At 64.7% G+C, this 13,531-nt stretch carries 12 protein-coding genes; 2 read left to right on the top strand and 10 right to left on the bottom strand.

Annotation, left to right across the window (positions count from 1 at the left end; translation table 11 throughout):
* Positions 1 to 168: 168 nt before the first annotated feature.
* From eppA to IMX18_RS10670, 5 genes are all read right to left on the bottom strand, one after another.
* Positions 169 to 345 (bottom strand): EPS-associated small membrane protein EppA, encoded by a 177-nt coding sequence (gene eppA / locus IMX18_RS10690; protein WP_013972718.1) that lies wholly within the window; start codon positions 343 to 345, stop codon positions 169 to 171.
* A gap of 242 nt (positions 346 to 587) precedes the next feature.
* Entirely contained in the window at positions 588 to 1,130 is a 543-nt protein-coding gene (locus IMX18_RS10685; RefSeq protein ID WP_100413664.1) for a helix-turn-helix domain-containing protein, read from the bottom strand.
* A 222-nt stretch (positions 1,131 to 1,352) separates the two neighbouring features.
* Positions 1,353 to 2,771, bottom strand: coding sequence for a short-chain fatty acid transporter (locus IMX18_RS10680; protein WP_013972720.1), 1,419 nt, complete (start codon positions 2,769 to 2,771; stop codon positions 1,353 to 1,355).
* A 171-nt stretch (positions 2,772 to 2,942) separates the two neighbouring features.
* The gene (locus IMX18_RS10675) at positions 2,943 to 3,599 is read right to left on the bottom strand and encodes a CoA transferase subunit B (protein ID WP_003260585.1); all 657 of its coding nucleotides are present in this window, start codon (positions 3,597 to 3,599) and stop codon (positions 2,943 to 2,945) included.
* Positions 3,600 to 3,634: 35 nt separating this feature from the next.
* Positions 3,635 to 4,333, bottom strand: coding sequence for a CoA transferase subunit A (locus tag IMX18_RS10670; RefSeq protein WP_217190347.1), 699 nt, complete (start codon positions 4,331 to 4,333; stop codon positions 3,635 to 3,637).
* A 140-nt stretch (positions 4,334 to 4,473) separates the two neighbouring features.
* Here IMX18_RS10670 and IMX18_RS10665 point away from each other — a divergent pair, with 140 nt between their 5' ends.
* On the top strand, positions 4,474 to 5,379 hold the full coding sequence (locus tag IMX18_RS10665; RefSeq protein WP_013972722.1) for a LysR family transcriptional regulator: 906 nt from the start codon (positions 4,474 to 4,476) through the stop codon (positions 5,377 to 5,379).
* The gene (locus IMX18_RS10660; RefSeq protein WP_015270422.1) at positions 5,367 to 6,188 is read left to right on the top strand and encodes an aldo/keto reductase; all 822 of its coding nucleotides are present in this window, start codon (positions 5,367 to 5,369) and stop codon (positions 6,186 to 6,188) included. The genes IMX18_RS10665 and IMX18_RS10660 overlap by 13 nt, the downstream gene beginning before the upstream one ends.
* Before the next feature lie 172 nt (positions 6,189 to 6,360).
* On the opposite strand, the gene IMX18_RS10655 is transcribed toward IMX18_RS10660, so the two are convergent.
* The 5 genes from IMX18_RS10655 to IMX18_RS10635 all read right to left on the bottom strand — a co-directional run bounded on the left by IMX18_RS10655 (position 6,361) and on the right by IMX18_RS10635 (position 13,409).
* Positions 6,361 to 9,441 carry an error-prone DNA polymerase gene (locus IMX18_RS10655; RefSeq protein WP_217190345.1) on the bottom strand — a complete coding sequence of 1,027 codons (3,081 nt, stop codon included), beginning with the start codon at positions 9,439 to 9,441 and terminating at the stop codon, positions 6,361 to 6,363.
* The gene (locus IMX18_RS10650) at positions 9,438 to 10,856 is read right to left on the bottom strand and encodes a Y-family DNA polymerase (RefSeq protein ID WP_054573245.1); all 1,419 of its coding nucleotides are present in this window, start codon (positions 10,854 to 10,856) and stop codon (positions 9,438 to 9,440) included. The genes IMX18_RS10655 and IMX18_RS10650 overlap by 4 nt, the downstream gene beginning before the upstream one ends.
* Before the next feature lie 6 nt (positions 10,857 to 10,862).
* Complete coding sequence (gene imuA / locus IMX18_RS10645) at positions 10,863 to 11,483, bottom strand: translesion DNA synthesis-associated protein ImuA (RefSeq protein ID WP_015270425.1); 621 nt, start codon at positions 11,481 to 11,483, stop codon at positions 10,863 to 10,865.
* Positions 11,483 to 12,091, bottom strand: coding sequence for a transcriptional repressor LexA (gene lexA / locus IMX18_RS10640; protein ID WP_013972727.1), 609 nt, complete (start codon positions 12,089 to 12,091; stop codon positions 11,483 to 11,485). The genes imuA and lexA overlap by 1 nt, the downstream gene beginning before the upstream one ends.
* 268 nt (positions 12,092 to 12,359) lie before the next feature.
* A complete protein-coding gene (locus IMX18_RS10635) occupies positions 12,360 to 13,409 on the bottom strand; it encodes an alpha/beta hydrolase family protein (RefSeq protein WP_015270474.1) in 1,050 nt (349 codons plus the stop codon).
* Between the last annotated feature and the right edge of the window lie 122 nt (positions 13,410 to 13,531).

The raw sequence follows: 13,531 nt of genomic DNA, 5'->3' as shown, positions 1-13,531 counted from the left end.
GCGATGACCTCGATCTTTACGAGGCCTTGCCTTGACGCTGTGCAGCCTGGGCTTTGCTGCCTGCAACCGTGGACCTGCACGGGCTACTGGCAATATAGCAACGGCTGGGGAATTGACAAGCGAGGCCCCGGGCCGCTGGCGTCAAGGGTAGAACCCAGGCTGGCGGATTCAGATCTTTCTCCTGTTGGCGACAGCTACAAAGCCAACGACAGCAAATGCAAAGAACCACCCTGCCGTTGAAACAGGGACGATACTGTTCTGATTGATATACATATCCGCCGCACGCGCTGCGCCACTTAACAGCGCCAGCAAAGACATCGATTTGATAATCAGAGCCGTGCGCATACGCCCCTCCTGAAGAGGAAAATCAACTGTTTGTTGGCGAGGTGTTCGGGAGTTGTTTCACCGTTGAGATGAGCTTATGAACACAATGACATTGCGTCAACGATTCGACACTATAATAAAATTCAATGGGCGCGGGACAATACAGTCAAAATATCGACGCGCAAATTGAGCATAGGGCGCTGCATGGGTGGCGCCATAGTTTCATCGCTGAGAAAGGCAAGGCCGTGGGGCGGTTTGGCATGTTATTCGTCTGCATGATGCACCACGACCAGCAACTGCGCCGGCAGCGGCCCGACCGACCTTAGCCGGTGTGGTGTCTGGGCATTGAAATGCAGGGCATCGCCTTGCTCCAGCAGTACCCGCTCGCTCATGAAGTCCACTTCCACCTGGCCGGCGTGGACGAACAGGAATTCTTCGCCCAGGTGCTCCTTGAACGTAGGGTCGCTGAACTCGGTCGGCGGCTGGATCAGGAACGGCAGCAGGCTGCGCTGCCCGATCTGGCTGGTGAGGGCCGAGTACCCCGGCCCTGCCCCGTCACCCACCAATGCCTGGCGCTCGCCATGGCGTACCAGGCTGTAGCGGTTCTGGCCGGTCTGCTCTTCGGCGAACAGTTCTTCGACATTGACATTCAGTGCCCGCGCCAGCTTCAGCGCGGCGGCGATCGAGGGGGTGTTCAGGCCACGTTCGACCTTGGACAGGTAGCTCTTGGTCATGCCGGTCTTGTCAGCCAGCAGCTCCAGGGTCATCCCCAGTTTCTTTCGCAGCAGTTTCAATCGGATAGACATGTGACGCGGATTTCCCAGGCGAAGGCAGCCTGGTAATGATACGTGGACTGCTCAGGAAATGCTGGGGCTGCTGCGCTGAGTCTTGTAGGAGCGGCCTTGTGTCGCGATAGGGCTGCAGAGCAGCCCCGGCAATTTGTGCACTATTGCTGAAACCCTGGGGCCGCTTTGCGGCCCTATCGCGACACAAGGCCGCTCCTACAAAAAGCCAGCGCAGGCCCAGGGTTACGGCATCACCGGCGGCAGGTACTGCAACGTCGTACCCAATGCCCACAGCAACACCAGCACCAGCGGCACGTGCACCAGCAACTGCACGAACGAGAAGCCGATCAGGTCGCGTGCCTTGAGCCCCAGTACCCCCAGCAGCGGCAGCATGTAGAACGGGTTGATCAGGTTCGGCAAGGCTTCTGCGGCGTTGTAGATCTGCACTGCCCAGCCCAGGTGGTACTGCAGGTCATTGGCCACCAGCATCACGTACGGGGCCTCGATGATCCACTTGCCACCACCCGATGGGATGAAGAAGCCCAGCACCGCCGAATACACGCCCATCAGCACGGCATAGGTGTCATGAGTGGCGATCTGGGTGAAGAACAGTGAAATGTGGTGGGCCAAAGTCTGCTCGTCGACGCCCTTCACCTGGGTGAGAATGGCAGCGATCGAACCATACAGCGGGAACTGGATCAGCACCCCGGTGGTGGTCGGCACCGCGCGCGCCACCGCATCGAGGAAGCTGCGCGGGCGCCAGTGCAGCAAGGCACCGAGCATGATGAACAACAGGTTGTAGGTGTTAAGCCCGGAAATGGCGGTAATCGCCGGTTTGGTGGCGAACTCCTGGTACAGCCAGCCGGCGGCCAGGGCCACCAGCAACAGGATCAGGATGGGGCTGTGTTCCAGCCACTCGCCCGGGCGGGTGCGCTGGGGTGCCGGTGGCGCGGTGAAGCTGGGGTCGACCCCGCAGTCCTGGGCGCTGCGCGCGCTGTTCGGGCCCGGCGCCGTGGCGTAGGCGATCACCAGCGAGACCACCACCAATGCCGCCAGCATCACGCCGGACTGCCAAAGGAAGATGGTTTCGGTGAACGGGATCACCCCGGTAATCGACAGGATCGACGGTGGCAGGCTGGCCGGGTTGGCCTGCAATTGCGCCGCCGACGAAGACAGGCCCAGCGCCCATACGGCGCCCAGGCCCAGGTAGGCGGCGGCACCGGCGGCGCGGTAGTCCATCTTCAGTTCGGTGCGCCGCGCCAGGGCGCGCACCAGCAGGCCGCCGAACACCAGCGACAGGCCCCAGTTGAGCAGCGATGCCAGCATCGAGATCAGCGCCACCCAGCACACTGCCGAACGGCCATTGCCGGGGATGCGCGCCAGGCGGTCGATCAGGCGCGCGGCGGGCGGCGAGCTGGCCACCACATAGCCGCCGATGACCACGAAGGCCATCTGCATGGTGAAGGGGATCAGGCTCCAGAAGCCATCGCCAAAGGCCTTGGCAGTGTCGGTCGGCTTGGCGCCCATGGCCAGGGCGCCGATGCACACCAGCAGTACTGCCAGGGCGGCAAACACCCAGGAATCGGGGAACCAGCGTTCGGCCCAGTTGGAGCAGCGCAAGGCAAAGCGCGCGGAACGGCTGTCTTGGATTTCAGCGGCCACAGTTCAATTCCTTTTATTGGTTTTATCGGATACATCAGCAAAAACGCAAAACCCCTGTAGGAGCAGCCTTGTGCTGCGAAGCGGCCAGTACAGACAACACATCTCGTGCATGCCTGCGCTGGCCGCTTCGCAGCACAAGGCTGCTCCTACAGGGGCGTGACGCTAGCGATCTTAGAAGGTCATTTCCTTCACATCATCCGGCACGATCAGCTTGCCGGCGGTTTTCTCGATGATTTCCTCGATGCTCACCCCAGGCGCGGTCTCGCGCAGGATGAAGGCGCCGTCTTCGATTTCCAGGTAGGCCAGGTCGGTCAGCACCTTGCGAATGCAGCCAGCACCGGTCAATGGCAGGCTGCACTGCGGCAGCAGCTTGGACTCGCCGTCCTTGGAAGCGTGGGTCATGGTGACGATGATGTTCTCGGCACCGGCCACCAGGTCCATGGCGCCGCCCATGCCCTTCACCAGCTTGCCCGGGATCATCCACGAAGCGATGTTGCCTTGCACATCCACTTCGAAAGCGCCGAGCACGGTCAGGTCGACGTGGCCGCCACGGATCATGGCGAACGACTGCGCCGAATCGAAGATCGAGGCACCGCGGCGGGCGGTGACGGTCTGCTTGCCGGCGTTGATCATGTCGGCATCGATGGTGCCTTCGGTGGGGAATTCGCCCATGCCGAGCAGGCCGTTTTCCGATTGCAGCATCACATCCATGTCGGCGGGTACGTAGTTGGCCACCAGGGTCGGAATGCCGATGCCCAGGTTTACGTAGTAGCCGTCCTTCAGTTCACGGGCGACGCGTTGCGCCATCTGTTCGCGGGTCAGTGCCATGGTCAGGATCTCTTTGTTGTTCTGGTGGATGGCGCTCAGGCCTTGACGGTGCGCTTTTCGATACGCTTTTCGAAGGTGCCGACGATGACGCGGTCCACGTAGATGCCCGGGGTGTGGATCTCGCTGGGCAGCAGCACGCCAGGTTCGACGATCTCTTCCACTTCGACCACGGTGATCTTGCCGGCGGTGGCCGCCAGCGGGTTGAAGTTTTGCGCGGTGTTGCGGTACACCACGTTGCCGTAGTGGTCGGCCTTCCAGCCCTTGACGATGGCGAAGTCGCCGGTGATGGATTCTTCGAGGATGTACTTGCGGCCGTTGAATTCGCGCACTTCCTTGCCGTCGGCAACCGGGGTGCCGTAGCCGGTGGCCGTGTAGAAGGCCGGGATGCCGGCGCCACCGGCGCGCATTTTCTCGGCGAGGGTGCCTTGCGGGGTCAGTTCCACTTCCAGCTCGCCGCTCAGCAGCTGGCGTTCGAACTCGGCGTTCTCGCCCACGTAGGAAGCGACCATCTTGCGGATCTGCCGGTCTTCCAGCAGCACGCCCAGGCCAAAGCCGTCGACACCGCAGTTGTTGGAGACCACGGTCAGGCCCTTGACGCCACGGCGCTTGATTTCGCTGATAAGGTTTTCAGGGATACCGCACAGGCCGAAACCACCAGCCAGTAGCGTCATGTTGTCGGTCAGGCCTTCGAGGGCCTGTTCATAGGTTGCAACGCGCTTGTCCAGTCCGGCCATGCTGATCCGCCTTTTGTAGTTGTTGAACCGACGAGGCTGTCGGTGAGCGTGTGGGGACATCTTCACCGCAAGCGACTGATTTGTTAATTTTGTTTTCATCATCGATTGATAACTTTTGCAAAACAACCAACAGGCCTGTCATGAACGTCAAGCAACTGCGCGCCTTTGTCGCTGTGGCCAAATACCAGAGCTTCGCCCAGGCCGGTGAACACCTGCATGTCTCGCAACCGGCACTGAGCCTGACCATCAAGGCCCTGGAAGAAAACCTTGGCGGCGCCCTGCTCAGCCGCACCACGCGCAGCGTCAGCCTGACTGCCGAGGGCGAGGTGCTGCTGCCGCTGGCACGGCGCCTGCTGGCCGACTGGGACGACACCGAAGAAATGCTGCGCCAGCGTTTCACCCTGCAACTGGGCCGGGTTTCGGTGGCGGCCATGCCGGCCTTTGCCGGCAACCTGCTGCCCCACTCGCTGAAGGTATTTCGCCAGCGTTACCCGAAGGTCAACGTCACGGTGCACGATGTGATCAACGAACAGGTGCAGGAACTGGTGCGCCATCGCCGCGTCGAACTGGGCATCGGCTTCGAACCGGACAACAACGATGGCCTGGATTTCCACCCGTTGTACATGGACCGTTTCGTCGCCGTGGTGCCCGCCGATTCGCCCTTGGCGCAGCTGCCCCAGGTCAGCTGGGCACAATTGCTGGCCGAAGACTTCGTGGCCCTGCAACGCCCTTCGGCGGTGCGCCTGCTGATGGAGCAGAACGTGGCCGCCCGCCACGGCAAACTGGCGGTGGCTTTCGAGAGCCATCAGTTGTCTACCGTCGGGCGCATGGTCGCCAGTGGGCTGGGGGTCAGTGCCGTGCCGGCACTTTGCATCAATCAGATGCAGGAGCTTGGCGCCCGCTGCGTGCCCTTGGTCGAGCCCACGGTCGAGCGCCGCATCGGTGTGATTGCTCTTAGCGAACACAAGCTTTCCACGGCAGCGCAAGCGCTGCTCGAGGTACTGCTTTCCAATACCCGCATCCCGGAGGTGACATGCGTTACGTGAAACTGGCAGGTTCGAGCGTTCCGGCCATCGGCCAAGGCACCTGGTACATGGGTGAAGATCCGGCTCGCAAGGCGGCCGAGGTGGCGGCCCTGCAACAGGGTATCGAACTTGGGCTGAGCCTGATCGATACCGCCGAGATGTATGCCGAAGGTGGCGCGGAAGAAGTGGTTGGCCAGGCCATTGCCGGCCGCCGCGACCAGGTGTTCCTGGTCAGCAAGGTGTATCCGCACAATGCCAGCCTGCGCGCCATGGCCGCCGCCTGCGAGCGCAGCCTCACCCGCCTGGGCACCGACTGCATCGACCTGTACCTGCTGCACTGGCGCGGCCAGCACCCACTGGAGGAAACCGTCGAAGCGTTCGAGCGCTTGCGCGAGCAAGGCAAGATCAAGCGCTGGGGTGTTTCCAATTTCGATGTCGACGACCTGCGCGAACTGCACAACCCCGATTGCGCCACCAACCAGGTGCTGTACAACCCGGCCCAGCGTGGCATCGAGTTCGACCTGTTGCCGTGGTGCGAAAAGCGTGCGCTGCCGACCATGGCCTACTGCCCGCTGGCCCAGGCCGGGCGCCTGCTGCAGCACCCGGTGCTGGCGGAAATCGCCGAGCGCCATGGGGCCACGGTGGCCCAGGTCAGCCTGGCGTGGGTGACACGCAATGACGGGGTGATAGCCATCCCCAAGGCCGTGACGCCCGAGCATGTGCGGCTGAATGCCGCTGCGGGTGCGCTGACCCTGACCGGCGAAGACCTGCGGGCGATCGACCGGGCGTTGCCGGCACCGACGCGCAAGCAGCGGTTGGCGATGGTGTAGCGACTGGCACGAAGATAACTGAATTCGCAAGCAATCCTCGTACCCTGTGGGAGCGGCTTTAGCCGCGAAGAATCCAGCGCGGTGCATGGCACCGGCTGCGCCGGTGTTCGCGGCTAAAGCCGCTCCCACAGGGACCGCGCAAAAATCAGGATTTTGCGTGAGGTGCCGGGGATCAATGGAAATCCCGGCTGCGTACATCCAGCCCTTGCAACAGCGGGCTCACATCCTCCAGCCGCCGTGCTATCAGGTGGCGCACGCCATTCTCCTGCTCCAGCCGCCCGCTGACCTTGAGCAACTGCGCCCCCACCAGTGCCCGCCGCTGCCGCTCGGCAAGATCCCGCCACACCACCACATTGACCATGCCGTGCTCGTCCTCCAGGGTGACGAAGGTCACGCCGCTGGCGGTCTGTGGCCGCTGGCGGCCCACCACCAGCCCTGCCACGGCAATGTTGTCACCATGCCCGACATCTTGCAGCTCGCGCGAACTGCGACAGCCCAGGGCCCGCAGGCGTGAGCGCAACAAGGTCAGGGGATGCGGCCCAAGCGTGGTACCCAGGGTCTGGTAATCGGCCATCAGGTCCTCTGCCACACTGGGGACGGGCAGTTCGACGGTACGTTCCGGCAAGGCTTCGATATCGGCGAACAAAGGCAGTTGCGGCTGCACCGCCGCCACCTGCCAGCGCGCCTGGTGCCGGTCCCTGGCCAAGGCGCGCAGCGCGCCGGCATCGGCCAACTGGGCCCGGGCTCGCGAATCGAGCCCGGCACGCAGGCACAGGTCTTCGACATCGCGCCATGGCCGCTGTGCCCTCGCCTGCTCCAGGCGCCTGGCATCAGCCTCGGCAAGGCCGCGTACCAGGCGCAAGCCCATGCGAATGGCCAGCACCTCGCCAGGCTCAGGCTCGAGCGTGCAGTCCCAGTCACTGTGGCATACATCGACCGGCCTGACCTCGATCCCCTGGCGCCGGGCCTCTTGCAGCAACTGGTCGGGGCTGTAGAAACCCATGGGCCAGCTGTTGACCAGCGCGCAGGTGAAAATCGCCGGTTCATGGCACTTGAGCCAGCTGCTGGCATAGCATAACAAGGCAAAACTGGCCGCGTGCGATTCCGGAAAGCCATAGCTGCCAAAGCCCTTGATCTGCTCGAAGATGCGCTCGGCAAACGCCAGGTCATAACCATTGCGCAACATGCCCTGCACCAGCCGCTCGCGGTGCGGTTCCAGGCCGCCGTGACGCTTCCAGGCGGCCATGCTGCGGCGCAACTGGTCGGCCTCGCCCGGGGTGTAGTCGGCCGCGACCATCGCCAGCTCCATCACCTGCTCCTGGAACAGCGGCACACCCAGGGTGCGCTCGAACACTGCCTTCAGTTGCGGCGAGGGATAGGTCACCGGTTCCTGCTTCAGGCGCCGGCGCAGGTAAGGGTGGACCATGTCGCCCTGGATCGGCCCGGGGCGGACGATGGCCACCTCGATGACCAGGTCGTAGAACTTTTCCGGCCGAAGCCGCGGCAACATGGCCATTTGCGCGCGCGATTCGATCTGGAACACGCCCATGGTCTCGGCACGGCTGATCATCGCGTAGGTGGCCGGGTCTTCGGCGGGGATGGACGCCAGGGTCAGGTGCCGGCCACGGTGGCGTTGCAGCAGGTCGAAGCAACGGCGCAAGGCGCTGAGCATGCCCAGCGCCAGCACGTCGACCTTGAGCAGGCCGACCATGTCCAGGTCGTCCTTGTCCCACTGGATCACCGTGCGCTCCGGCATCGCGGCATTCTCCACCGGCACCAGTTCGTCCAAGGGTTGCTGCGAGATGACGAAGCCGCCCGGGTGCTGTGACAGGTGCCGAGGGAAGCCGATCAGTTCGCCGGCCAGCACCAGTACCCGGCGCAGCGAAGGGCTGCCCGCCTCGAAGCCGGCCTCGGCCAGGCGCTGGTCGTCGGGTATGCGATCGCTCCAGCGGCCACAGCATTTGGCCAGGGCGTCCACCTGGTCGGCGGGCAGCCCCAGCACCCGCGCCACATCCCGCACCGCACCGGCGGCATGGTAGGTGTTGACCACCGCAGTGAGCGCCGCCCGGTGCCGGCCGTAGCGACGGAAAACATACTGGATCACCTCCTCGCGCCGGTCGTGCTCGAAGTCCACGTCGATGTCCGGCGGTTCGTTGCGCTCGCGCGACAGGAAGCGCTCGAACAACAGGTGGTGTTGCATGGGGTCGAGCTCGGTGATGCCCAGCACGAAGCACACCACCGAGTTGGCAGCCGAGCCCCGCCCCTGGCACAGAATGCGCTGGCTGCGGGCGAAGGCGACGATGTCGTGCACAGTCAGGAAGTAGCTTTCGTAGCCCAGCTCCTCGATCAGCGCCAGCTCCTTGGCCAGCACATCCCTCACTTTGCTGCTCGGCCCGTTTGGCCAGCGCGACGGCAAACCCTGCTGGCACAATTCGCGCAACCAGCTCGCCGGGCTATGCCCCTGGGGCACCAGTTCGCGTGGGTACTGGTATTTCAATTCGCTCAGCTCGAACTGGCAGCGCGCAGCGATGGCCAGGGTCTCGGCCAGCAAGTCGGCGGGATAGAGCTCGCCCAGTTGCGCCTGGCTGCGCAGGTGCCGCTCGCCATTGGCAAACAGGAAGCGCCCGGCCTCGGCCACCAGGCAATGCTGGCGAATGGCGGTCATGCAATCTTGCAGGGCGCGGCGACCGCGCACGTGCATGTGCACGTCGCCACAGGCCACGGCGCGGATGCCGACCCTGGCCGCCAGGCCGCGCAAGCGTTCAAGGCGCAAGGTATCGTCACTGCCGCGGTGCAGGTGCACGGCCAGCCACAGGCGCTCACCGAACACGCCGTGCAGCCACTGCCCGGGGGTGGCATCGCCGCTGTCATCGGCTACCCATAATGCCAGCAGGCCCTGATGGTGCTGCTGCAGGTCATCGCGAAACAGTTGGTACTCGCCCTTCTGCGCCCGCCGCCGGGCCCGGGTGATCAGCGCGCACAGGTTCTGGTAGCCGGCCAGGTCCTGCACCAGCAGCACCAGCCTGGGGCCGTCCTGCAACTGCACTTCACTGCCCACGATCAGCCGCAGCTGGTGTTCCTTGGCCGCCTGCCAGGCACGGACGATGCCGGCCAGGGTGCATTCGTCGGTGATCGCCAGCGCCTGGTAGCCCTGTTCACGCGCGCGCCGGAACAGTTCGTCGGCGCTCGACGCGCCGCGCTGGAAGCTGAAGTTGGACAGGCAGTGCAGCTCGGCATAACCCGGGGTGTTCATGCGAACCAGCCCTGCAGCCACAACGGGCCGGCCTTGCCCAGGTCGCGGTAGGCCCAGCCGCGCAGGCCGTCGCGGGTTTCGATACGGTAATAGTCGCGGCGCACATCGCCGCCATCCCACCAGCCCGATTCGATGCGCTCGGCATGGCCTTGCAGGCGATAGCCGCCTTCGTCCAGCGCCATGGGGGCCGACAGCAGCCAGCCAGGGCGGCTGCCAGGAACGACCGGCATGCTGCCCTGGGCACCCTGCTCTACCGCTTGCCAGGCGCATTCGGGGCGATGATCGGCTGCCGCGCTCAGGCCCTTGACCGCCTCATCCCCCAGGCGGGCGCGTAGCCGTTCGCGCAATTGTTCCCAAGGTTGCGCCTGCTGCGCACGCGGGTCGAACAATGCCTGGTGTTGCGGCACGAAGGGTGGCAGGTCCTCGGCAACCAGCCGCAGGTTGCGCACCGGTGCGGGAATGCGTAGCGGCTCCAGGCGCCCGCGCGCCAGTTCGAACAGCATCGCGGCATCGCGTTCGGCGGCCAGCAGGCCTACCTTCAGCAAGGTATCCGGCCCTTCGGCATGCTCCAGGTGCAGGCAGAAACGCTGCACGCCACAGTCACGCCCGGCGAGGAACGCGGCAAGGTCGTTGAGCATGCGCCGCAGCGGAAACAGCAGGGCCTGGTGCGATTCGACGTCGAAGTTCAGCTCCAGCCGGGTCTCGAAACGGTCCGGGGGCTGGTAGAAGCCCAGCCCCAGGTTGCGCAGGCCGAGCAGCTGATCAAGGTGCAGCTGCACCTGGGCCGGAAAGCGCCTGGCCAGGCTGTCGCGGGGCAAGGCCAGCACCTGGCTCAACTGGCGCAGGCCCATGCGGGCAAAGGCCTCGGCAGCCTGCGCAGGCAGGCCGATACGCTCGATGGGCATGCCCAGCAGCGCCGCACGGGTGGCATCTGCATCCATCACGGCCAGGCCATCGTGAGCATTGGCGAGCATGCGCGCCGCCACCGGGTTGCTGGCCAGGACGATGCGTTGGCGCAAGCCCAGTTCCGCCAGCTCCTGGCGCAGGCGGGCCTCGAACAGCGGCCAGGGGCCGAACAGCTGCAGGCTGGAGCCGACCTCCAGCAACAGCGCCCGTGGGTAGTGCAGGCTGACCTGGGCACTGAAGCGGTAGGCCCAGGCTGCCAGCAACTGCTGCACCTGGTCGATGCGCTTGGGGTCGGCCTCGACGCAGCTGAAGCCATCGGCCAGCGCACGCGCCGCCGTCAGGGTTTGCCCGGCCCGCAGGCCGAGCGCCGCCGCCGCCGGGTTGACCGCCTGCAGCACACGTCGCTGGGTCGGCCCGCCAAGCAGCACCAGGGGGGTATCGGGGTCGTCACGCTCACGCAGGACCGTGTCCAGCGCCAGCTGCGGAAGCAGGATGCAGGCCCAGAGCATGTTGCATCAGCCCCGCCCCGGGCAGGCGATGGGCAGCGCCGGGGGCATGCCGCCACGGCTTTTCAGCACGCGCCATTGTGCCGGGCGGGTGTCGACGGCAATGCGCAGCGCTGCGGGCGAAGGGTTGTGCGCCGCCTGTTGCGGCCGGCAGGCGAAGGCCAGCGCCTGGCCGGTTTCGGCAGCCACCTGCAAGCGCCGCAGGGCGCGGTCATCGGCACGTTCCGGCCAGCACAGCACCGCCGCGCAACTGCCGGAGCGCAGGCACTGCTCGGCGGCCCACAGGGCATCGGCAGGTTCGGCGTCCACCTGTACCAGCCAGCGCAGGTCCACTCCCGCGGCCTGCCAGGCCGGGGCGTAAGGAATGAATGGCGGAGCCACCAGCACGATTCGGCTGGCTTCAGCGCTCAAGCGGGCCAGGGTCGGCCACAGCAGCTGCAATTCGCCGCAGCCGGGGCTGGCCAGCAACAGTTCACTGAGCGCAGCCGCCGGCCAGCCACCTTCCGGCAGGCATTGGTCAAGGGCGACATGGCCCGTGGGCTGCAGGCCGAGCGGCCGCGCCTGGGCCTGCCGGCCGCGCCATACCCGGCGCTGGTCGAGCAACCTGTCGAGGTCGACCACCGCGCCCATCAGTCACGCCTCAGCAAGCCGCAGAACACGCCTTCGATGAAGAACTCCTGTTCAGGCCGCACATCGATGGGCGCATAGGCCGGGTTGCGTGGCAACAGCCGGTAATTGCCACCCTGGCGCTGCAGGCGCTTGATGGTCACCTCGCCGTCCAGGCGCGCGACCACGATCTGGCCATCGCGGGCGTCGGCCTGCTGGAGGATGCCGACCAGGTCGCCGTCGAAAATGCCGTCGTCGATCATCGAATCGCCACGCACCTTCAGCAGGTAGTCGGGGGTACGGCGGAACAGGCTGGGGTCGAGCAGCAGTTGCTCGTGAATGTCGAGGTCCGGGCCGATGGGGGCGCCTGCCGCCACCTGGCCCAGCACCGGCACTTCGAGGATTTCCGGGCGGCGCAGCCGTTCGGCCAGGCGTATGCCCCGCGCCTGGTTCGGCGTGACGTCGATGTAGCCGGCCTGGCACAGGGCGGTGATGTGCTTGCGCGCCACGCTGCGCGAGGCAAAACCGAAGCGCGTGGCGATATCGGCCAGGCTCGGCGGCTGGCCGTGGTCGGCGATGCGCTCACGGATGAACTCGAAGATGGCGCGGCGTTTTGGGGTAAGATTGTCCATGGAGCACATTTGTACTCTTTTCGGAGCACGCTGAACAGCCCCCTTCGTCGACGGCTTGGCGGCTGCGATCCGCGAAACTACCGCAATGATGCTGAAGGCTATATGGCTGGTCCCAAACCTGACTGCACATGGCGAATTGAATCAGCAGGGACACTGTGGGAGCCGCGCTTGCCGGCGATGGGGCGCGAAGCGGCCCCGGTTACAGATGCCCGCTGTGGGTCGGTAACAGCCAGTCGCAGCAGACCGTTCCCGCCCCATCGCTGCGTCGTTACATAGACCAACGACCAAAATGCTGCTCCAGGAACTCAGTCACCAGCGAGGCGATCTGCAACTGGATCGCCCCCCGAGACCGGGCGTTATCGCCGTCCCGGCAAATGACACCATCCCCTGGAGCATCGTCTTCGAGCAACGCCATCGCGCCTGGTTTGCACGTCGACAAGAAGCTGAAATGGCTGGCGTCCTCGATCTCGACATAACGACTCGTCGCCGAAGGCAGACGCTTGGCAAGGTCAGCAGATTCCAGCTGCGCGGGAAGGTCTTCAGAAGGCGCGCCGGCCGCAATCACCAACGTCGGCACTGGCAAAGCCGCAAGGCTTTCATCGGTCAGGCCACGTGACAGGCCAAGATCCAGGGTAACGATGGCGGTGACACGACTGTCGCGCAAATCGCCACCCAGTCGAGCTTTCGATGCCGGGGCGCTGTCGGCATTGATCTGCTTGTAGACGCTGCAACTCGACAGCTGCGGATGGATGGAACAGTCCTGGGCAAAACGCTTGGGATCAAAGCGGGCGCCGGCAATTTCCAGCGCGGTCCAGCCGCCCAGTGAGTGGCCGACCACTGCAACTTGGCCCTTCGCCACCCGCCCGAACTGATCCGCCTGGGCCATGACCGCATTGATGGCCCGCTGCAAGTCAATGGGACGCCGCCACAACTGTGCCGCGGCTTCAGGGTTGCGATCGCGGGTAGTAGTGCCGGGGTGGTTGACCGCCGCCACGATGTAGCCTTGGTGAGCCAGTGCACTGGCCAGCCACGACTGGTTTCCCCAATTGCCGCGAAAGCCGTGGGAAAACACCACCAATGGATATGTGCCTGCAGTTGGAGGTGCATCGCGCACAGCGAGGTCACCACTGAAAACCGGGGTATCAGCGATCAACTGTGGTGGCGCAGTGGTCGTACTCGGGTACCAGACGACCAGCTCCAGCGGACGGTCAGTTTGCCTGTCCGATAATGTCGAGGTCTTGAAGCCAATGGTCTTGTAGCCAGCGAATGCAGGTATGTCCAGACAGATAAAAAACAACAAGCCGAGCACTGTTTTCATTGTTTTTCTTCCTTGATAGGTCAGCGTCGATCAGATGCAAACCGGTACGCGGGAAACATATCAGCCCTCGCCGCGACCCACACAATCTTTCCGGCGATGCAGCGCTCCAATAGACCAGATAG

Source organism: Pseudomonas shirazica (assembly GCF_015168335.1).
GTDB lineage: Bacteria > Pseudomonadota > Gammaproteobacteria > Pseudomonadales > Pseudomonadaceae > Aquipseudomonas > Aquipseudomonas asiatica.
The sequence above is the reverse complement of the archived record's forward strand: the minus strand, read 5'-3'. Positions and strand labels throughout refer to the sequence as shown.